Here is a 20,223-nt window from a genome sequence, read left to right on the forward strand (position 1 = left end):
ATCATGAGCGTCATACGGCATGCCGTCATTACCGGCGGCGGTATTGGAATTGGTCTGTCTATTGCCCGAGGCCTAGCCCATGATGGCTTCGCCTTAAGCTTGTTGAGACGAGATAGATCCCGCCTAGAACGAGCCGCCAGCGATATAGGCAATGCCAAGGTAGTCGCCTGCAACGTGACCGACACCGAAAGCGTGTCGGCAGCGTTTAATCAGGCCACCGCCAACCATGGTCCTATCGGTGTGCTAGTCAACAACGCCGGGATTGTGAGAACGGCACCTTTTCTGAAACAGACGGATGCCGATTGGAATGGCATGTGGCAAACCAACGTTCTCGGTGCGGTAAATACCATCCGGCAGGTTATCGACAGTATGCGCAGCCATGGCGACGGGGGTATAATCAATATTGCCAGTACTGCCGCGCTAAAGGCCTACGATTACTCCTCTGCCTATGTGGCTACCAAACATGCTCTGCTCGGCTTGACACGCTCTCTGGACATTGAGCTAGCCGCAACAAGAGTCACCGTCAACGCAGTCTGTCCCGGCTGCACTGATACTGACATCATCCGCACTGCGGTCAATACGATCATAAGGAAAACTGGCAAGACACTAAAGGAGGCGCGCGCCGCCTTCACAGCCGCAAATCCTCAGGATCGGTTGATAGAACCAGAGGAGATCGCGGGTGCGGTCAGATGGCTAGTTCGACCGGACTCGCGCTCCATAACCGGCCAAGCTATTGCTATCGCAGGCGGCGAGGTCATGTGATGTCGGACGACGTCTCGGAGATTCAATAGCCGGCATTGAGAGGAAAATTATGAGAGTGCTTCAACCGGCGAACTGGACGTCGCCAAGGGGATATAGCAACGGCATTGAAGCGCGCGGCGTGGTCTTTGTCGCCGGTCAGATCGGATGGGATGAGAACCAGAAGTTCCAAGATAAGTCGTTTGTCGGCCAGTTCGCTCAGACACTCCGCAATACCCTAGCTGTGCTAGCAGAATCCGGCGCTGGCCCTCAACATATTGCCCGTATGACTTGGTATATTACCGACAAAGCCACTTATCTGAGCCAAGCCAAAGAAGTTGGCCGTGTTTACCGTGAAATCATGGGTCGGCATTTTCCGGCAATGGCAGTCGTTGCGGTCTCCTCTTTGATGGAAGACGCAGCACTTATTGAGATTGAGACAACGGCTGTCCTAGAACCCCCTGTAGAACGAATGGGCGCTCGGCTTTTGTTTGAGCACGCGATTTATTGAACAGCGACGCAATCTGTATTTATGCGGTTTTAAGGCCGCCGGGTCGTAAAGGCCAACCTCATCCGAAGACGGCTAATCATTGAATCATTAAAAAATATACTTGTAATGATGTATGTAATTTCATATGTTTTCGCTTAAAGACGCTGGCGAATGAAACAAACATTAGTACTTCAGCTGTCTTAGCGTGCGTATGGTTCCCTCGAACAATGCAACGAGAATATCTCGTAGTGGAGGACAAGATGGCGCGTAATACCAAATACAACCTGCGTGATGAAGATATCGAAACTTATTATCGAGAGGGCGTCGTTTGCCTTCGCGGGGTCCTCAACCACGACTGGATCAAGCAACTCCAAGATGCGGTAGAGGAAGTTTTAGCCAATCCCGGTCCGCAGGCCCGCGCTGACGAGAGCAAGGGTGGTCGAAATCTGTACGACACTTTTATGTGGACCCGGAACGAAACGTTTTGGCAGCTTCAGTGTGAGTCGCCATTGCCTGCAGTGACCGCAAAGCTCATGAGGTCAAGCGTCTCCCATCTTCTTGCAGACGTCCTGTTTGCAAAGGAGCCGAACACTCCGGTGCCGACACCTTGGCATCAGGACCAACCTTATGGCTGGTACAACGGCAGCCAAACTATCTCCTGCTGGCTACCACTCGATCCCGTCGACCTTTCGAGCGGTGCCTTGGAGTATGTTCGCGGCAGCTTCCGCGACAATGTCTGGTACCGCCCCGTCGGATTCGCGACCGGCGAAGAAGCAAATGCAGTGGAATTCCAGCCAATGCCGGAAATCGAGAAAAACCGCGACAAGTACGATATCTTCCATTTCGACATGGAGCCGGGTGATCTCCTAATCCATCACCTGCTCATCCTTCATGGCGCTCCTGGAAACGACACGTCCAGCACAAGAAGGCGGGCGATCGCCTTTCGATACTCTGGCGATGACGCAACTTACGTTGAGCGCAAGTTTGGCCCGAAGCCAATTTTCCCCAGCGGACTAAAGGACGGAGATAAATTCGGCACGGATCTCTTTCCACAAGTCTGGCCTAGAACCGGCCTGCTAAGGCGCTTTTGGGAAAACTAGGGTCAAGAGAAAAAGCTATGACGACTCGTCGGCATCTGGAGATCGTTGGAGCAGGCATGGCCGGGCTAACAGCGGCAGCGGCCTTTGCCCAACGCGGATGGTCTGTTCGCGTGCACGAGCGTGTCTCGGAAGTGCGAGTGGTGGGATCTGGCTTATCGATCTTTGAAAATGCTTTACGTGTCTTGCGCGCTATCGGGGCTGAGGAAGACGCTACGAACGGCGCTCGCGAAGGTATAGAGCGAGAGACCCGTGATGCCTTTGGAAGAACGACCTCGTCCTTACAATATGCTACACGTATGTTTGAAATCTCCCGCGAGCAGGTTGTTGCCGCGCTGGAGAAGGCCGCAAGAAGGTCCGGAGCCGAGATCGTTACAGACTCGACCATTGTGAATGCCAATTCAGATGGCGAGATCGTAAATCAGAAGGGTCAGCGAATGAAGGCTGATCTGGTGATCGTCGCCGATGGAATCCATTCCCGCCTTCGCGACGTTCTAAGAGTGCCGTACCGCCGATATCCACTGAAGGACGGTGCGATACGTATGATGCTACCGAGACTTCCCGAGGAACTTATCAATCCGGATGCGAAGAAGAATATCGAATACTGGTCCGGAAATAAACGTGTACTGATTGCCCCTTGCAGCGATAGCGATCTATATGTAGCCCTGACGACCTTGAATTCCGATGTAAAAGGAAGATCAATTCCCATCGACAAAGAGCTTTGGTCTCAAGCATTCCCCGCTTTGACTTCTCTCTTTGCTAGAATGGACAAAGACGCTAGATGGGATCGGTTTGAGGTCGTGAAAATGAAACACTGGTCTACTGGCCGGACTGTTATTATTGGCGATGCCGCCCATGCTATGGCTCCGAATCTTGGCCAAGCTGGTGCATGCGCAATGATGAACAGCCTGAGCATGGCCGTGATGCTTGAAGACGCCAAGGACATCCCAACTCGCCTTATCGAATGGGAAAAGCGAGAGCGCCCGCTCACCGACCATACTCAGCGCTACTCGTCTTTCTACAGCATGCTGACATTATGGCCGGATCACATGAGGTCCCTGGCATTCTCGTTAATCCCTAAAATCAAGTGGCTACGCGGCCAGCATCTGAAGACCGCTCTACATATTCCCATGGGGACAGAAGGCATGGAGCCTTCTGCCGCCTCTCGATCAAATACTGTCTAGCGACGAAGAAAAGCGAGCCGTATGGAATCAACCTCGCGAGTACTTTAACCAAAAGTCAGAACTCGGTGGCCATCGGATGCAGCGCGTTTTTAAGAGCGTTAAGTTCGGTGATTTCTTTGCCGAAGAGGAACCGCGGATTGGGATAACCGCTGTCATCAATCGTCGGCGTATCGGGCAAGAGTCGTTTCTTTAGATACACGAGTTGCTTGGCGTAGAAATGCATGTTGGTCTCGGGCGCATTCTTGCACCCTTTCTTCTCTTCAGCGGCATGCTTGAAATGCAGAGCCATCGGCGGCCGCTTGTAGGCGACAAGCGGCCGCCTGCAGGCAGCGCAAACACAGTTGCACTTCTTACCGCGCTCTACGTTTTCGACATGAACTACCGTGCCGTCGGGAAGCACCCCGAAGATGATTTCGACACGGCCGTCACCCGGACCTTCGTGAAGGTCACGCCGAGCTTCAGACGGCGGTTCGCCTGCCCATTCCCCAAGTTTTACCATTCGACGTCAGATACCTGCCTGCCATCGAATGGTTCACCATCGGACCCGCCTGCGTCTAGTGCAGCTTGAGCCGCTCAGTCGAACGGGCCATACCGCATCTCCAGGTATCGCCAGACGACGAACATGCCGGAGGTTGCGAGCAACCCGACTCCAAAGACCGTCCACCAGGAGGTGACGATGCCGAATGGCATAAGCGTGTATGACGTCAGGCTTGAACCGAAGCCCATAAAGGTGGGAAGGAAGATTCTGAGTGCGCTCGCGATAGCCATGTGGATCTCCTGGTTGCCATGCCTTTCGTTAGACTGTTAAGACCTTTCAGCCTCCTAGCCATCCCCCAGCCTTTCCGGATGTGCCCATCTTGCAGGTATCTGATGACCGCATGATCCGAAGATAAAGGTGCATTCAGGCGAACTTAATTGCAGTAACTCCTGACGCTTGATACTGCGCTTTCATAATCCCCGTGCGCACTTCTTGTCCGACGAAACTCTGAATAGCAGTCGTCATTAAAGTTATTTGCTTCAGCGCATCTTTTAAGTCTGTTCGCATAATTCGCCAACTCACTTGATGAGTTCCGCGCCCGGTCTTTGGCGTCTCTGCGGTCAGATGACCCACTATCATCTCGTGACTGCAATAAATTAATGACGTATTGCACTTCGTACTGTTCTGTTGGACTCAATGACTGAAAGGTCTTCTGCCCCGAAATGATTGCACGGTAATTTGCCAATCCCCTTTGCAGATCCTGTGCGGAGACCGGAATAGCCCAAAGAACAGCAACAGCAAAAAGAGTGAGAATATACCGCATCACACCCTCTCTTCCGTTCCCCGCCAATAGATCTTTGAACTTGATCCCCAGCCGGTATTTTTCTTGTTCGACCCAGCGAGTGAAATTTGATCTACGATACTCGCCGGTTGACGACCGGTCCAAACACCCGGCCAGTAGATTACCCCTTTTAGATACTAAGCGACCTGCTTGAGCCAGAACTCGGCCATGCACAGCGCGATATTTCGGCCCGGCTGCAGTCATCTGGCGACGACTAACCCGCAGCCCGCCTACACCACTCAACTCAGTAGAATCTTACTCAGTAGATAAATCAGCTTTGCTCTTGGGGAGGTGATTTTCACTCACGCCCAGAGAATTACGACTCCACGATCCGTGCACCACGCTGCGCTGTCGCGTTCCTTAAAATGGGGGGAGTAAAAGTAAAACTAAATCACCAGAGGCGCTATTCGGTTCAAAATCGCCCTGATCACGCTGTAGGCCGCCAGAGACGAGGTCTTTGGATTGCTAGCCAGCGGTTTCCCCCTGACCGTCAGATGCATCGTGCCGAAAGCCCCACTAGCCGAGATTTCGTGGATATTCTCAGTCACCGTGGGATCGGCGATCATGCGCACTTCGGTGCGGTCAAACCCCAGACCGGCCAGCGCCACCGTCGCGGCAACATTGGCATTCTTGGGATAATCCCGCGCCGCCGCCCGCGCCGAACCGGTGTAATGCACCGTCGGCTTGCGCAGGTCATCCAGCCTGACCACCTGCTCGGCTGGCGTGCCGCGCCAGGCCGATGGTGGTTTGCGCGAGGTGTAGGAGGCCTGCTCAAGCCCGCCGATCATGGCGGCATTCAGCGCGTCGATACCCGGCACCGCGCCAGCTGGCAGGATCAGCTGGGCCCGGCCTTCACGCGCGGCAGCCTTCAGATCGCGATACAAGGCATCATCGGCCAGCGCGCCGATCGAGGCGACCACCAGGTCGATACCCTTGCGCAGCAAGGCCGGGCCATGGGCACGCACCGCCGAATGGCTGGCGCATTCAGCGGCTAGGGCCGGCTGAAAACCAAGTTGCTGCAGGCTGCCGAGCACCGGCACTGGGTCCAGTTCGCGCTGCACCATGGCCTGGCGTTCCGGCCGCACCAGCACAGCGCCAATGCCATATAGGCCGCTCTGCGCCGCATGATGGCGCACCTCGGCAGCAATGGCGCCGTGACCAATCAGTAGGATCTGGGGAGTCATGATGCCTTGCGCACCGGCGGGCCGGCGAAAGCGCTGGCGAACGGACCAATGGCGATCATGTCGACTTCCAGCATGCGCGGCCCGGTTTCGCCAGCCACTCTGGTAACCAGGCTTTCGGCATCCTCGATACGGCTGAGCCGGTAATGCTTCCAACCCAGCGCCCGGGCGAGATCGGGGAAGCTTGGCGTATGCAGGTCGACATAATAACGGCGGCCGCCGAATTTGGCATCCTGGATGTTGCGGATCACGCCATAACCCTTGTCATTCATGATGACGAGCATGAGGTCGGCATTTTCCTGCACGGCCGTGGCCAGTTCGCCCAGATTGAGCATCAGGCCGCCATCGCCCGACAGCGCCACGGTCTTGCGGCCCTGTGCCGCCAGCGCCGCGCCCACGCCCATCGCCGCGCCCATGCCGATACCGCCGCCCAGCGCATGCACGCCATTGCGTGGTCCGTCGATGCGCAGCAGGCGGTTGCCCCAGGTGCTGTTCGACACGGTAACGTCGCGCACCCAGACGAAATCCGATGGCACGCCCTTCTGCAGCGCGTTCACCAGGCCGTCATAGGGACCGAGGCCATCACGCAGCTGGCGCTCGGCCGCCGTCCGCGCCTTCAAGGCGTCGCTGGCGAAAGCCGGATCGACCTTGAGCCGGCCGCGCAGGCGCTCGACCAGTCCGGCAAGAACCACCTTCGCATCGCCGGCCAGGAAATAATCGGCGGTATAGCCGCGGCCATGGGCCTGGGCATCGGCATCGACCTGATAGAGCGGGCGCGGAAGCTTGAGATTATATTTCAGCGTTTCGTTACCGCGCAGCCGCGAACCCACCACCAGCAGCGCGTCGCAGCTTTTGTAGAAATCCTCCACCGGCGGCGACACGTTGAAGGCACCGAGGCTGCGTGGATCCTGTTCAGACAGGATACCGCGACCCTGCACGCTGGTCACGACAATGCAGCCCAGATCGGCTAGAGCCTTCACCTCGGCACCGGCATGACGCGCGCCACCGCCAAGCCAGACCAACGGGCGCCTGGCGCGGGCCAACTGATCAGCCAGTTCGTCCAGCGCGATGGCGTCGGGCTGCGCCACCGGAACCGATAGCGGCGCCAGATTGGCCGGCAAAGGCACCATGGCCTCCTGCACATCGATCGGAATCTCCACGCTGACCGGGCCGGTCGGCGCGGTCAGGGCGCAGCGCACCGCTTCCTGCAGCACGCCCAGCGCGCTGTCCGGCGTCCATATCCGGAAGAACGCCTTGGACACGGCCTTCAGCATGCCCGGCTGGTCATGCGCCTCGTGGATATAGCTCCAGCGGCGATCCAGATAGGGCAGTTCGATCTGGCCGGTCAGATGCAGCAGCGGTGTGCCGGCCGTCTGCGCCTCGACCAGGGCGCCTCCCGCATTGCCGGCCGCCGTGCCCGTGCTGGTGATGGCGACACCGAGGCTGCCGCGCACGCGGGCGAAGGCATCGGCCATGTTCACTGCGCCGGCTTCGCCGCGACTGGGCACGAAGCGCACCGTATTGCGGCGCCCGAAGGCGTCGAGGATCGGCATGTTGTGGATCGAAATCACGCCGAAAGCGGTATCGACCCCACAGGCTTCCAGGAAGCGGGCGGTGAGTTCGCCGACGGTAATCTGCTCAGGCATGAATGCGCTCGCTTTTCTTTGTCTTCTTGGCAGGGGGTGGCGGGGAGACAGTGGTTTTCACTTCGCGCGACATGTCGCGGCAGAGCCAGCGGGTGACCTCGGCGGCGGCCTCAAGCACTTTGTCCTTTAGCGCGCCATGCATGGCCGGCAGGTCGATATAGGCATCGACCGCAGTGATGTTGATGGCCGCCACGATATGGCCGGCGCCGTCACGCACCGGCGCGGCAATCGAGCTGACGCCATGTTCGAAGAAGGACTGGCTGACGGCATAACCACGCGCCCGGTCTTCGACGAGGATCGCCTTCAATGCCTTCAGCGTGGTCGGCGTCTGCTCGGTGAAACGCGGCAGCGGTTCGTCGGGGAAAAGCTGGTTCATATCCTCGTCGCTGAACTCACAGATCATCATGCGGCCCATCACCGTGCCATGCACGGGAAAACGCGTGCCGATATTGACGCTGCTGGCGATCGTGGTGCGGGCGGGGAAGCGCAGGACATAGACGATCTCGCGGCCATCGCGTACCGCCATATGGGCCGAAAGGCCAGTTTCATCGCGCAGGCGCTGCAGGACCGGCTGCGCCACCTCGACCAGGTCAAGCGAGGCCAGGTATTCGAAACCGCGGCTGAGCAGAGCCGGGCCCAGGCTGTAATGCCGTTCGTCATCCTCGCGCCGGACATAGCCCATGAGCTGCAGCGTATACAACAGGCGGAAGACCGTGGTGCGCGACAGCGACAGCTTCTGGGCGATCTCCGGCGCGGTCAGGCTGAGCTGGTCGCGGCTGAACAACGACAGAATGCTGAGGCCCTGGGCAAGTGCCGGTACCACATATTTGCCCTGTGGCGCGGTTTCATTGGCAGTCATCATGCGCCTCCATGAATGCCCGATCAGTTAAAGACAAAGCCGCCATTGACGGGAACCAGCTGGCCGGTGACAAAACCGGCGCCATCGCCCAGCAGGAACACCACCGGGCCAACCACGTCTTCCGCATATTGCAGCCGAGACATGGCGCGACCGGATACGTAGTGCTGGCGCCGCTCCTCGGGCACGTATTCCGTGGCCTCCACTTCGACTAGCCCGGGAGCTATGGCATTCACCGTGATGCTGTCAGGCCCCAGTTCACGCGCCAGCGAACGCGTCATTGCGATCACGGCGCCCTTGCTGCTCACGTAATGCAGCAGGCGCGGCGCACCCCACAACGCGGTATCGGAGGCGAGGTTGACGATGCGCCCGCCCCGCGGCGAGGCCCGCAGCAGCGGCGCCAGGGCTTTCACCATCAGCCAGGTGCCACGCACATTCACACGCATGACTCGGTCCCAGGTCTCGATGTCTATGTCTTCGAAGGTCTTGCCGCCGATGCCGGTGGCGATGGCGCCATTGTTGACCAGACCGTCGACATGGTCGTAGCGCGTCTTCACTGCGGCGGCAAAGCTCTCGATGGAGGCCGGATCACCGAGATCGACCGGCAGGAACGCCGCCTCCGCGCCGGAGCGACGCAGCAGGTCGGCGGTCGCCTCGCCCCAATCGGGGTTGATATCAGCCACCACGATGGCCTTCGCATCGGCAGCGGCGCAGCCTTCGGCGAAGGCACGGCCGAGGCCGCGCCCGGCGCCGGTGATCACGATGATGCGATCCTTGAGGTTCATGCGGTTTTCCGCGCCCGCGCCGGCAGGTAATGCAGCACGCGGCCCTCGATGAAGACAATTACGCCATACAGCACGATGCCGATCAGGGTCAGCAAGATGATGGCGACAAAGACCATGGCGGTGTTGCCGGCCCCTTCACCGAAGGTGAGCAGATAGCCCAGGCCGGTATTGCCGCCGACCAGCTCACCCACTACGACGCCGATCACCGCAAGCGTGGCGGCGATACGCAGTCCCGCGAAGAAGGGCGGCATGGCGGCGGGAAATTCGATCTTCCAGAATACCTGCAGGCGGCTGGCGGTAAACGAGCGCGCCAGGCGGACAATGTCGGGGTCGATGGCGCGCACCGCGCCCAGCACGTTGATCATCACCGGGAAGAACACGATCAGCACAGCGACGAGAATCTTGGGGTAGACGGTATAACCGAACCAGATCACGAAGAGCGGTGCGAAGGCCACCTTCGGCGCGATCTGCAGGGCCAGAATATAGGGCGACAGCATGAACTCCGCCGTCGGCGACATGCCGAGCACGAAACCGACCACCATGCCGAGGATGACGCCAAGCACAAAGCCGGCCAGCACCTGCAGCGCGGTGACGACGGCGTGATAGACCAGCCGGTCATTGGCCAGCATGTGCAGGAATTCACTCCAGACCTTGGAGGCCGGCGGAATGATGAAAGCAGGAATGCCGAGCAGTCCCGGCAGCCATTGCCACGCCGCCAGGAACAGGATGAGCAGCAGGACGCTGCCGATCATCATGCGCTGCGTCGAGGCTTGCGGCAAAATGGCGTTCATCGATCTCTCCGTCGGCCTCCGGGTCCGGGGCGTTACTGCACGAACTGGTTGGTATAGAGGTCCTTGAGCGGGGTCTTATCGCGGACGATGCCTTCCTTGATGTAGAAGTCCTGCAGGGCCGACAGCCGCTGCTCGTCCATCGCGCCAAGCACCTTCTGACCCTCATAGACATACTTGATGTACATCTTGAAAATCTCGGTCATGGCCGCTTCCTTGCCGGCATGCTCGGGCACCGCCTTGACATAATCGGCGGCAGCGGCAGCTGGATCGTCCATGATCGCCTTCATGCCCTTCAGCGTGGCGCGCACCAGCTTGCGGATCAGCTCCGGGTTCTTCTGGATCGTCTCGTCCGAGGCCAGGATGGCCTGGGCCATGCTGCGGAAATGCGTGTCGGACGGGATGATCTCCAGGTTGATCTTGCTGGTGGTCATCACGTTGTAGGTCCAGTCTGGGGTCGAGGCCATGGCATCGGCCTCGCCAGCGGCGAACAGCTTCCAGACGTTCAGCGGGCCAACGGCCTGGGCGTTCACGTCATTCTTGGTCATGCCTTGGGTCGCCAGCATGCCGAGCAGCGCGAAAAAGGTGGTGTCCTGGTAGGCCATGGTGGTGATCACCTTGCCCTTTAGATCCTTGATCGAGTTGATGCCCTTGTCTTTGTTGATCACCAGCTGCATCAGCGAACGGCCACCCAGCACGGCCACCGACTTGACCGGCACGCCGTTGGGACGTACCAGGATCGGGGTATCGCCGATGGCGCCGCCGACCACCGCGTTGCCGGCACCGACCTGCTTAGCGACATCGACGCCGCCCTTGGCAACCTGGAAGGTGACGTTCAATCCTTCGGCCTTGAAGTAGTCGCGCTGCTTGGCGACCATCCACGGGCTGAAGGCCGGCAGCAGCTGCGGCGCCGGCAGCAGATAGGTGACATCCTGCGCCTGTGCCGGCAGGGCGGCGGTAAGACCCAGACAGGCCAGACCACCTAGCATCATCTTACGCATAATCGCCATAACGCACCCCCTCTTCCTGTTGAAATAACCCGCGGCCTAGGCCACGGCTTGATCGATATGCAGCAGCTCCATCAGGGCCGAGACATACGGCCCCACCTTCGGACTCTTGCGGCGCTCCATTGGGTTGTCGCGACCGGGAATATCGACGCGGATTTCCTCGATGATGGTGCCAGGGCGTTGGCTCATCACCAGAACGCGGTCGGATAGCGCGATCGCCTCGGCCAGATCGTGGGTGATGAACAGCGCTGTTTTCTGCGTCTCGGCCAGGGTGCGGCCGAGATCCTGCTGCAGCACCATCTTGGTCTGCGCGTCCAGTGCCGAGAACGGCTCGTCCATCAGCAGCACGGCCGGGTCGACCGCCAGAGTGCGCGCCATGGCGGCGCGCTGGCGCATGCCGCCCGACAGCTGGTGCGGATAATGGTGGATGAAATCCTGCAACCGACATTTCACCAGCAGCTCCTCGGCAATGCGGTGCCGGTCCTGGGTCGGCCGGCCTTGGATTTCCAGGCCGAGCTCGACATTCTCGCGGATCGTGCGCCAGGGCAGCAGAAGGTCCTTCTGCAGCATGAAGGCGACATGCTCGTTCGGCCTCGTCACCAGCTCACCGTCGACGAAGACCTCGCCGACCGAGGCCGGATCGAGGCCAGACCCCATGTTCAGCAAGGTGCTCTTGCCGCAGCCTGACGGGCCGATGATCGAGACCACCTCGCCATCGGCAACCGTGAAGCTGACATCCTGCACGGCAACCACCGGTGGATCGATGCGTTTGCGCGCCGGGAAACGCTTGGTGACATTATGGAATTCAAGCCGGATGCGCGTCATCAGCGTTTCTCCGTGAGGAAGCGGCCATCGGTGGCGGGCGGGCCGCTTTTCTGGCGCCGGGTATTGCCATCGATGCCGCCGGCCACCGCCCATTCGGCGAACACCGTGGGACCTGGCTCGAAATCGCGCGGCCGCCAGTTCTCGGTCAGCTCATCCTCGTCGGCGTAGTATTCCACCAGCGCGCCGGCGGGGTTCTTGAAGTACCAGAAATAGGCTGAAGAGATCGGATGCCGGCCCGGCCCAAGCTGGGTTTCCCAGCCGCAGCGCGAGATATGCAGGCCACCGCCGAATACCTCATGAATGTCGCGCACGGTGAACGCGATGTGGTTGAGGCCCCGGCGCGCCTCCGGCGTCTGCAGCAGGAACAGGTCGTGATGCCCGCCACGCGCCGCGCAGCGCATGAAATGGCCGCGGCCGGGGTAACGGTCGGAGAGATGGAACCCAATCGACTGGTAAAACGCCGTCGCGGCCTCCAGCGCGTTGGTGAAGAACACCACATGCCCAACCTCGACCGGTTCGGCGCGGTCGTAGACCGGGCCCGGCGTATCCAGGCGACCGACATGGCCCCAGGCATTGGTGCCGGCGCCCTTCACCTGCAACGGCCGCTTGCGCGATACGCGCAGGCCCACGCCCATGCCATTCGGATCGATGGCAAACAGCGCGCCATCGGCCTCATAAAAGCTCCCGGCCTTCTGCATCGGCGCGCGCAAGGCGGTCAGATCGGCGATATCGTCCACGCCCCAGATCACCTGGCGTAGGGTCGGGCCGTCCTCGAAGGCCGGCGGCAGGGCCGGATCATCCGCCAGCCGCACCCAGACTTCGCAGCCATTCAGCGTCTCGAAATCCTGGCCGGCGCCGTCCTCGCGCACCAGTTTCAGGCCCCAGTCGAGAAAGAACCTGCGGCAGGCCGCCAGATCCTCCACGCCATAGGTGATGCGGTCGATTCCCAGAATGCTCATCATGCCCTCACGCAAGATCCAGGACCAGACGCTCGCCCTTGCAGCGCGAGACGCAGACCATCATCGATTTGTTCGCCGCCTGCTCGGCCTTGGTCAGCACCGAATCGCGATGATCGGGAACGCCTTCCAGCACGCGCACCTCGCAGGTGCCGCAGATGCCGTCCTGGCAAGAGCTGTCGATCTTTACGCCGTTGCTGGTCAGCACATCCAGCAGGCTACGATCGGCCGGCACATTCAACTCGCGGCCGCTGCGCCCCAGTACTACGGTGAAGTGGGCATCGGCGCCGGCCGTCTCGATCTGTTTGGGCGAGAAATATTCGACATGGACGAATTGCTCTGGCAGCGAAGCGGTGGCCTTTTCATAGGCCGCCAGCATGCCACTCGGGCCGCAGCAGTAGAAATGCGTGCCGGCCGGCTGGGCGGCGATGATCGCGGCGACATCGATTGGCTTTCCGCCATGCTCTTCGTCGCAATGCACATGCACCGGCTGGCCAAGAGCCTGCAGTTCGGCCAGAAAAGCGGCGCGCTGGCGGTTGCGCATCGCGTAATGCAGTTCGAACCCGTGCCCGAGGCGGCTTAAACGGCGCATCATGCAATAGAGCGGCGTGATGCCAATGCCGCCGGCGATGAAAACCACGCGGACGGCATCCTCGACCAACGGGAAATGGTTGCGCAGCGACGAAATCTTGATGACCTGGCCGACGCGGAGCTGGTTGTGGATATACAGCGAGCCGCCGCGGCTGGCCGGATCGAGGCCGACTCCAACCACATAGCAGCGCCGGTCTTCCGGATCGCCGCACAGCGAATAGCTGCGGGTGATGCCATTGGGCAGATGCAGGTCGATATGGGCGCCCGGTGCAAAGGCCGGCAGATCGTTGCCATCGGGGCGGCGCAGTTCAATACTGATGACGCCATCGGCCTCCCAGGCGATGCGGTGCACCCGCATCGGGAACGGCTCGGTGATGATGGCGGCATCGGACATTACGCTTCGGCTCCGGATAACAGGTCAAGCCCGCAGGTCGGCGGCAAGGTTGGCAAAGGCATCGACCTCGACCAGCAGATCGGGGAAGACCAAGCCGCTCACCTCAACCAGGGTCGAGCAGGGATAATGCGGCCGGAAGAACGCGGCGCGCGCGGCATTAACTTCGTCCTTGCGGCCGATATCGGTGACATAGACCACCAACTTGTAGATATTGTGCGCGCCACCGCCGGCCGCCTCGACCAGTCCCTGGATTTTATCCAGGACCGCCAGCATCTGTCCCTCGACGCTGGCGCCGCCCATCGCCCTGCCGTCGCCGCCGCGCGCAGTCATGCCTGACAGCACCACCTCGTTGCCGATCACCAAGCCATTCGACCAGGTGGCATTCGGCGGCTCGGCCAGGTTGGGCGCGGCGATCTTGCGGCAGGCGGACGTCATCGGGGCTTATTCCGCCGATCCAGCCGGCGCCAGAGTCGCAAGCTGCTCGACAGCCTGTTGGCGCAGCAGGCGACGCAGGCGCACCAGCCCCATATCGTGCTGGTAGAGAATTTCGCGCTGGTTGGCGTCGGGTTCCATCACCTCCAGCACCGTGCGGTCCTGTTCCAGCACATGCCAGTGACGTGCCTCCAGGCGGTTTTTATACAGGAAGCGCCAGGCGTCGCGCTGCCAGCCGCTGACCCTGCGGCAGCGCCAGTGCGTCACCGCCGCCACGCCCTCGGTGATCGGGGTGTACATGCCGACGATATGGAAATTTCCGCCCGGACCGCCGGTGACAGGATAGGGAATCTCCAGCCGCAGCCAATGCGCGCCGGTATCGCCGAATTCGGTCCAGTCGAAATTCACGTTGCGCTGGTCGGTCTTCTCGAACACGAAGCCGGTTTCGGTATCGCGAATCTGGAACTTGGCCCTGGTGTCGCCGAACGACATTGAATGCGATTGGCGATGCAGGTAGGTGCCATGCATCGGGTCCATCACGTTGTCGATCACATAGCGATAATCGCCCTTCCATTCGGCATAGCAGACGAAGGAGCTGAATTCCGGCGAACTCAGTTCTTCCGGCAGCTCCAGCTTGGGCGGCGTCGGATGCTTCTCGTCGCCGACATAGGCGAAGATCATCTCATTGCGCTCCTGCGTCGGGAACACCTTGACGCATTGCATGCCTTCCAGCTTGCAGCCCGGGCTGCCTGGCACCGCGACGGCAACGCCGGCCTTGTCCACCTGCACGCCGTGATAGCCGCAGGCGATGCGATCATCCATCACGATGCCGACCGAAAGCGGCGCACCGCGATGCGGGCAATGGTCCTCCAGCGCATGCAGCTGGCCCTGGAGATCCCGCCACAGCACCATCTTGTAACCGCAGCGGCGCAGCGAGACCGGCTTGTCGGCCACGAAACTGGATGGGCAGATCGCATACCAGCGATTGCGCAGGCCCTTGGCCAGAAGGGCGTCGATGGCTTTATCCTCGGAACTGGTGCTGACAGTGCTGGACATGGGGCTTCTCCGGGAAGTCAGGATCGGGCTGGGTCTGGATCAGGCGATTTCGCTCAGGCGCTTCACTTCCTGGGCGAAGCTCTCCGGGGTCCACGGCTTGCCGCCCGGCGCCGGAACACAATCCTCGTTGAGGCGGCGCGCAATGCCCTCCAGATCATGCACGCCAGCGGCGTAGCAGCGCTCAATGGCATCGCCGAGCAGGTTCTCGTAGGTGTCCGGCTCGCGGCGGCGCGATTGGTGCGGATTCAGGTATTGCTGATGGGACTGCATCATTTCCCTCCATTCCTTACGCGTTCGATGATCTTTTCGCGCACCGGCACGAAATCGTAGCTCGGCATGCATTCGGTGCGGAAAACGCCCCAGGCGGAGCGTTCCAGCTCGACATTCACTTCGGCAAGCTTGGACGGCGGCAGGCGCAGCGTGACGATCTGCCCGAAGCCCATCGCGACATACCAGGACACGACCTCGACGCCGGTCGGCGGAAAGCGGTCCCACCATTCGGCATCCTTCAGCTTGGTCTGGATCGCATCCAGATTGTTCGACTGGTCGTGCCGCAGGAACACGGTGAGGAGCATGCTTTCTGGAGCGTCGGTCATGCGTGGCACGTCCTGCGGTCAGACGATCCGACGGTGCTGGCAACACCGGGGGGTGAAATTGGTCACTGGCGTCATTAGGCCCTGCTCACCTGCAATATTTGTTTCATTAGAGAAACATCATTTCTTATTTAAAACACGCTAGAGATTCGTTACGCTTTTGTAAAGTGGATTCTCCAGCCAGCAGCGAGCAGCGATGTCTTCCCTTCCCCTTTATCTCGGCGGCGAATGGCGCATGGGCCGCGGAGCGCCGATCCTTACGCGCAATCCGCATGACAATGCCGCGCTGGCCGAGGTCTCCACCGCCGATGCCTCTGATGTCGGCGAGGCCGTTGCCCGCGCGCAGCAGGCAATGGCGGCGCCAGGCTGGCGCACCATGCTGCCGCATCAGCGCGCGCTGATCCTGCAGCGCATTGCCGCATTGATCGAACGTGATGCCGAACGCCTGGCACAATTGCAACGGCAGGATAACGGCAAGCCGATCCATGAGACGCGTGCCCTGGTGGCGAGCGCCATCGGCACTTTCCGCTATTTCGCCGCCGCCTGCGAAACCCTGGATGGCGATGTCACGCCGGCGCGCGGCGACTACCTATCGATGAGTCTCTATGAGCCGCTCGGCGTCGTGGCGGCGATCACGCCGTGGAATTCGCCGATCGCCAGCGAGGCGCAGAAAATCGCGCCGGCACTGGCTGCCGGCAACGCGGTGATCGTCAAGCCATCGGAACTCACGCCCTTGCTGGCGCTGGAACTGGCGAAACTGGCCACCGAAGCGGGCCTGCCGGAGGGCCTGCTGAGCGTGCTGCCCGGCACCGGCGCGATCACCGGAGCCGCCCTGGTGGCACATCCGGGCATCCGCAAGGTCAGCTTCACCGGCGGCACCGTCACCGGCCGCGCCATCGGCCGCGTCGCCGCCGACAAGGTCATGCCGGTTTCGCTCGAACTGGGCGGTAAGTCGCCCAACATCGTGTTCGAGGATGCCGATATCGCGCAGGCGATCAATGGCGTGCTGTTCGGCATCTTTTCCAGCCAGGGCCAGTCCTGCATCGCCGGCTCACGCATCTTCGTGGCCCGCGGCATTTACGACCGCTTCGTGACTGAACTCACGCGCCGCACGCAGGCGCTGCGCATCGGCAACCCGGCCGAACCCTCGACTCAGATCGGTCCGCTGATCTCGCCGGAACATCTCGACAAGGTGAATGGCTACGTGCGGCTGGCGCGCGAGGAAGGTGGTCGCATCCTGTGCGGCGGCAGCCGACCCACCGATGCCGCGCTGGCGGCCGGCAACTATTTCCAGCCTGCGCTGGTCGATGGCCTGAGCAATGCCTGCCGCACGGCGCGCGAGGAAATCTTTGGTCCGGTCGGCGTTCTGCTGCCTTTTGATGGCGAAGACGATCTGGTCAGGCAGGCCAATGACAGTGCCTACGGCCTCGCCTGCGGCATCTGGACCATCGATTACCGGCGCGCCTGGCGCATCGCCCGCGCGGTTGACGCCGGCACAGTGTGGATCAATACCTACAAGCTGTTCAGCATCGCCACACCGTTCGGCGGCAATAAGGATAGCGGATTGGGCCGCGAGAAGGCGCTGGACGGATTACGCGCCTATATGCGCCAGAAAAGCCTGTATTGGGATATGAGCGGCCGGCCGCTGCCCTGGGCTGACTGAGACTGGGCTGATCAAGGGGAAGACACGTCATGGATCTGGGCATCAGGGGTCGCACTGCCATCGTCTGCGCCGCCAGTCGCGGCCTGGGCCGCGCCTGCGCCGAGGCTTTGGCTGCCGAAGGCGTCAACCTCGTTCTGAATGCGCGTGGCGCTGAGGCATTGCAGAAAACTGCCACCGAGATTGCCGCGGCCCATGGCGTGCAGGTCACGTCGATCACCGGTGACATCGCAACGCCCGAAGGCCGCGCCGCATTGCTGGCTGCCTGCCCCGCTCCCGATATCCTGGTCAACAATGCCGGCGGTCCGCCGCCGGGCAGACTGAACAGTTGGAGCGATGACGACTGGTCACAGGCCCTGAGCGGCAACCTGCGCGCGCCGGCGGCGATGATCGCGGCGATGATTGATGGCATGGCCGAACGTGGCTTTGGCCGCATCGTCAACATCACCTCCAGCGTGGTGCGCCATCCGATCGACATCCAGGGCCTGAGCGCCGCGGCGCGCGCCGGCCTGCATGGCCTGGTCAGCACGCTGGTGCGCGGGCATGTCGGCCACAATGTCACGCTGAACAACATCCTGCCCGGCCCGTTCGCCACCGACCGGCTGATCAGCAACTTTGCCTTTCGCGCAAAGCAGCAGGGCGTTTCGCCGGACGAGGCCCTGGCCGCGCGCCGGGCCGAACTACCGGCCGGCCGTTTTGGCGAACCTGGCGAACTGGGCCGGCTCTGCGCCTTCCTGTGCAGCGCCCATGCCGGCTACATCTCGGGCCAGAGCATCCTGATCGATGGCGGAGCCCACCCGCAGATTCTCTAGGGCCTCTAGAACTGTGCTGCTATCGCGGCGTTGAAGGCGTCGGGTTTTTCCAGATACAGCGCATGTCCCGCGCCGGCGATGACATGCACAGGCATGTCAGGCCGCAAAGACGCGATCTCAAGGTTGCGGGCCGGCGGCGTGATCACGTCGGCATCACCGTAGATCACCTGCACCGGCAGGGCGGCAGGCAGGGTAGCAATGTCGGCCCGGATATCGCCGATAGACAGCATGCGCGCCGCCTGTGCGTAACCATCGGAACGGATCGCTGCCATCGTATCAACCACGGCACGCACCATCTGTGGCACCGCCTCGGGCCCCAGCAGCCGGGGCCCGCGCTTTTCCGCCATGCCGCGCGCCCCCAGCACGGCGACATCCTCCAGACGCTGCGCCAACAGGCGTTCGCGTTCTTTCGCCGCCAGAGCGGCATGGCCGGCGGCGATGCTGCTGAGCGCCAGCCTCAGCACCCGCGCGGGATGCAAAACGGCAAAGCGCGCCGCCATCAGGCAGCCCAGCGAATGGCCCACCAGATGGCAGCGCTCGATACCAAGTGCATCAAGGAAGACAGCAAGCGCGCCAGCATAATCGCTTGCGGAAGGGTGCACCTGCGGCAGCGGCGAGGACTCGCCGTACCCTGGCGCGTCCCAGGCGATCACTCGGTGCCTGGTCGAAAGCCCTGACAGCTGGTGCCGGAAGGAGCGGCCCGCCGAGCCGATGCCATGCAGCAGCACAAGCGGCGGGCCGTTACCGGCTTCCAGATATGATATGATCTGGTCACCCGCACGAATGCGGCGGGACGCCAGGACATCAGTAGCCGTCATGCCGCGCGGAATGCGATCGTCTCGCGGTCCGGGCTGCCCACCACCATGGCGAACTGCACGTCGCCGACGCCGTCATTGCGGAAGTAATGCGCGCGGCCGGCCGGATTGAAGATCAGGTCGCGGGTGCCGATCTTCTGCTCAACCACCTTGCCATTCTCTTCCCAGCCCACCGTGAGCGTGCCTTCCAGCACGAAATAGACATCCTCGACATCGCGGGCATAGGTCTTCACGCCGGCGCCGCGCGGCAGATGGATCATATCCATGCGATAGCGCTGCGGTGGCGCGCCGTTTTCGCCGATATAGACCATGCGGGCGAAACCGGCCGGATCCCAGACCGGCTGCCGATCACGGTAGCGCACCACATGGCGGGCGAATTCCTGGTGACGCGGATCGCTGCTGTCGATCTCCAGCGGCGCGACCTTGCCCTCGCCGGCACCGAACACACGCGCCAGTTCCAGCGGCTTGTTCTTCGGATGGCAGGTATAGACCGGCGGCTCCGGCTTGCCGCTGCCCACCGTGATCTGCATCAGCACCGGCTCGACGCCGTCATTGCGGAACCCATGTGGGCGGCCAGTCTTGTTCAGCACCATGTCTCTGGGGCCGAGCTTGGTCTCGATCACCTCGTCGCCCCAGACCCAGCCGACGGTCAGCACACCCTGCAGGATCAGGAAATGCTCGACCACCTCATGGGAATGGGCGGCGGCGAACTTGCCTGGCGGTTTGTGCACCAGGCTGAACGTGAAAGCCTGGGCTTTCAGCGTGTCCGGGCCACTGGCCTTGGGCGAGCCGCCGCCGCCAACATAACGCATCTGCGCGCGCTCCAGCTCGGCGAAGCCGCGGTTGCCGGGAAAGGCATCCCAGTCGAAGGTCTTTTCGGTATGGCGGCCGACTAGGGCCGTCATGGCCTCGGCCAGATCCGGTTCGGATGGCGTTGCGAGATTGGCAGACATCTGGATTCCTCTGACAGCGCGGCGATGTCCCCATCAAAGGCCAAG

General features: G+C 61.4%; 24 protein-coding genes. 6 read left to right on the top strand and 18 right to left on the bottom strand.

The features are described 5' to 3' along the window. Positions 1-3: 3 nt before the first annotated feature. The 4 genes from Q1J79_RS18445 to Q1J79_RS18460 all read left to right on the top strand — a co-directional run bounded on the left by Q1J79_RS18445 (position 4) and on the right by Q1J79_RS18460 (position 3,509). Positions 4-762: an SDR family NAD(P)-dependent oxidoreductase gene (locus Q1J79_RS18445; protein ID WP_300303271.1), complete on the top strand. Its 759-nt coding sequence runs from the start codon at positions 4-6 to the stop codon at positions 760-762. A gap of 49 nt (positions 763-811) precedes the next feature. Then, positions 812-1,249 (top strand): RidA family protein, encoded by a 438-nt coding sequence (locus tag Q1J79_RS18450; RefSeq protein WP_300303273.1) that lies wholly within the window; start codon positions 812-814, stop codon positions 1,247-1,249. A gap of 239 nt (positions 1,250-1,488) precedes the next feature. Further along, entirely contained in the window at positions 1,489-2,328 is an 840-nt protein-coding gene (locus Q1J79_RS18455; RefSeq protein ID WP_300303275.1) for a phytanoyl-CoA dioxygenase family protein, read from the top strand. 17 nt (positions 2,329-2,345) lie between these two features. Next, positions 2,346-3,509, top strand: a complete 1,164-nt coding sequence (locus Q1J79_RS18460; protein WP_300303277.1) for an NAD(P)/FAD-dependent oxidoreductase — start codon at positions 2,346-2,348, stop codon at positions 3,507-3,509. Positions 3,510-3,564: 55 nt separating this feature from the next. Here Q1J79_RS18460 and Q1J79_RS18465 read toward each other — a convergent pair whose 3' ends face one another. From Q1J79_RS18465 to Q1J79_RS18540, 16 genes are all read right to left on the bottom strand, one after another. Then, the gene (locus tag Q1J79_RS18465) at positions 3,565-4,008 is read right to left on the bottom strand and encodes a hypothetical protein (protein WP_300303279.1); all 444 of its coding nucleotides are present in this window, start codon (positions 4,006-4,008) and stop codon (positions 3,565-3,567) included. 74 nt (positions 4,009-4,082) lie between these two features. After that, positions 4,083-4,277 carry a hypothetical protein gene (locus tag Q1J79_RS18470; RefSeq protein WP_300303281.1) on the bottom strand — a complete coding sequence of 65 codons (195 nt, stop codon included), beginning with the start codon at positions 4,275-4,277 and terminating at the stop codon, positions 4,083-4,085. A gap of 133 nt (positions 4,278-4,410) precedes the next feature. After that, complete coding sequence (locus Q1J79_RS18475; protein ID WP_300303283.1) at positions 4,411-4,620, bottom strand: hypothetical protein; 210 nt, start codon at positions 4,618-4,620, stop codon at positions 4,411-4,413. 594 nt (positions 4,621-5,214) lie between these two features. Continuing rightward, complete coding sequence (locus tag Q1J79_RS18480; protein ID WP_300303285.1) at positions 5,215-6,012, bottom strand: aspartate dehydrogenase; 798 nt, start codon at positions 6,010-6,012, stop codon at positions 5,215-5,217. Then, a complete protein-coding gene (locus Q1J79_RS18485; protein ID WP_300303288.1) occupies positions 6,009-7,655 on the bottom strand; it encodes a thiamine pyrophosphate-binding protein in 1,647 nt (548 codons plus the stop codon). The genes Q1J79_RS18480 and Q1J79_RS18485 overlap by 4 nt, the downstream gene beginning before the upstream one ends. Further along, entirely contained in the window at positions 7,648-8,517 is an 870-nt protein-coding gene (locus Q1J79_RS18490) for an IclR family transcriptional regulator (RefSeq protein ID WP_300303291.1), read from the bottom strand. Before Q1J79_RS18490 ends, Q1J79_RS18485 begins: the two co-directional genes overlap by 8 nt. Before the next feature lie 20 nt (positions 8,518-8,537). After that, positions 8,538-9,296 (bottom strand): SDR family oxidoreductase, encoded by a 759-nt coding sequence (locus tag Q1J79_RS18495; RefSeq protein ID WP_300303294.1) that lies wholly within the window; start codon positions 9,294-9,296, stop codon positions 8,538-8,540. After that, complete coding sequence (locus Q1J79_RS18500) at positions 9,293-10,087, bottom strand: ABC transporter permease (RefSeq protein WP_300303297.1); 795 nt, start codon at positions 10,085-10,087, stop codon at positions 9,293-9,295. The genes Q1J79_RS18495 and Q1J79_RS18500 overlap by 4 nt, the downstream gene beginning before the upstream one ends. Before the next feature lie 32 nt (positions 10,088-10,119). Next, positions 10,120-11,094 carry an ABC transporter substrate-binding protein gene (locus tag Q1J79_RS18505; RefSeq protein WP_300303300.1) on the bottom strand — a complete coding sequence of 325 codons (975 nt, stop codon included), beginning with the start codon at positions 11,092-11,094 and terminating at the stop codon, positions 10,120-10,122. A 36-nt stretch (positions 11,095-11,130) separates the two neighbouring features. Further along, entirely contained in the window at positions 11,131-11,916 is a 786-nt protein-coding gene (locus Q1J79_RS18510) for an ABC transporter ATP-binding protein (RefSeq protein ID WP_300303303.1), read from the bottom strand. Next, positions 11,916-12,875: a VOC family protein gene (locus Q1J79_RS18515; protein ID WP_300303306.1), complete on the bottom strand. Its 960-nt coding sequence runs from the start codon at positions 12,873-12,875 to the stop codon at positions 11,916-11,918. The genes Q1J79_RS18510 and Q1J79_RS18515 overlap by 1 nt, the downstream gene beginning before the upstream one ends. A gap of 7 nt (positions 12,876-12,882) precedes the next feature. Continuing rightward, a complete protein-coding gene (locus Q1J79_RS18520; RefSeq protein WP_300303309.1) occupies positions 12,883-13,857 on the bottom strand; it encodes a PDR/VanB family oxidoreductase in 975 nt (324 codons plus the stop codon). 24 nt (positions 13,858-13,881) lie between these two features. After that, positions 13,882-14,292 carry a RidA family protein gene (locus Q1J79_RS18525; protein ID WP_300303312.1) on the bottom strand — a complete coding sequence of 137 codons (411 nt, stop codon included), beginning with the start codon at positions 14,290-14,292 and terminating at the stop codon, positions 13,882-13,884. 6 nt (positions 14,293-14,298) lie between these two features. Further along, positions 14,299-15,345 carry an aromatic ring-hydroxylating dioxygenase subunit alpha gene (locus tag Q1J79_RS18530; protein WP_300303316.1) on the bottom strand — a complete coding sequence of 349 codons (1,047 nt, stop codon included), beginning with the start codon at positions 15,343-15,345 and terminating at the stop codon, positions 14,299-14,301. Positions 15,346-15,384: 39 nt separating this feature from the next. Continuing rightward, entirely contained in the window at positions 15,385-15,618 is a 234-nt protein-coding gene (locus Q1J79_RS18535; RefSeq protein WP_300303319.1) for a recombinase-like helix-turn-helix domain-containing protein, read from the bottom strand. Then, positions 15,615-15,941, bottom strand: a complete 327-nt coding sequence (locus tag Q1J79_RS18540) for a hypothetical protein (RefSeq protein ID WP_300303321.1) — start codon at positions 15,939-15,941, stop codon at positions 15,615-15,617. The genes Q1J79_RS18535 and Q1J79_RS18540 overlap by 4 nt, the downstream gene beginning before the upstream one ends. Before the next feature lie 193 nt (positions 15,942-16,134). On the opposite strand from Q1J79_RS18540, the gene Q1J79_RS18545 reads away from it, so the two are divergent. Together Q1J79_RS18545 and Q1J79_RS18550 are read left to right on the top strand one after the other, a co-directional pair. Further along, the gene (locus Q1J79_RS18545; protein WP_300303323.1) at positions 16,135-17,601 is read left to right on the top strand and encodes an aldehyde dehydrogenase; all 1,467 of its coding nucleotides are present in this window, start codon (positions 16,135-16,137) and stop codon (positions 17,599-17,601) included. Positions 17,602-17,630: 29 nt separating this feature from the next. Next, positions 17,631-18,410, top strand: coding sequence for an SDR family oxidoreductase (locus Q1J79_RS18550; protein ID WP_300303325.1), 780 nt, complete (start codon positions 17,631-17,633; stop codon positions 18,408-18,410). Positions 18,411-18,415: 5 nt separating this feature from the next. Here the strand turns inward: Q1J79_RS18550 and Q1J79_RS18555 are convergent, their stop codons facing one another. Then, positions 18,416-19,228 (bottom strand): alpha/beta fold hydrolase, encoded by an 813-nt coding sequence (locus Q1J79_RS18555; protein WP_300303328.1) that lies wholly within the window; start codon positions 19,226-19,228, stop codon positions 18,416-18,418. Continuing rightward, a complete protein-coding gene (locus Q1J79_RS18560; RefSeq protein ID WP_300303331.1) occupies positions 19,225-20,178 on the bottom strand; it encodes a cupin domain-containing protein in 954 nt (317 codons plus the stop codon). The genes Q1J79_RS18555 and Q1J79_RS18560 overlap by 4 nt, the downstream gene beginning before the upstream one ends. Positions 20,179-20,223: the final 45 nt, after the last annotated feature.

It is taken from the genome of Ferrovibrio sp. (assembly GCF_029255545.1).
Classification (GTDB): domain Bacteria; phylum Pseudomonadota; class Alphaproteobacteria; order Ferrovibrionales; family Ferrovibrionaceae; genus Ferrovibrio.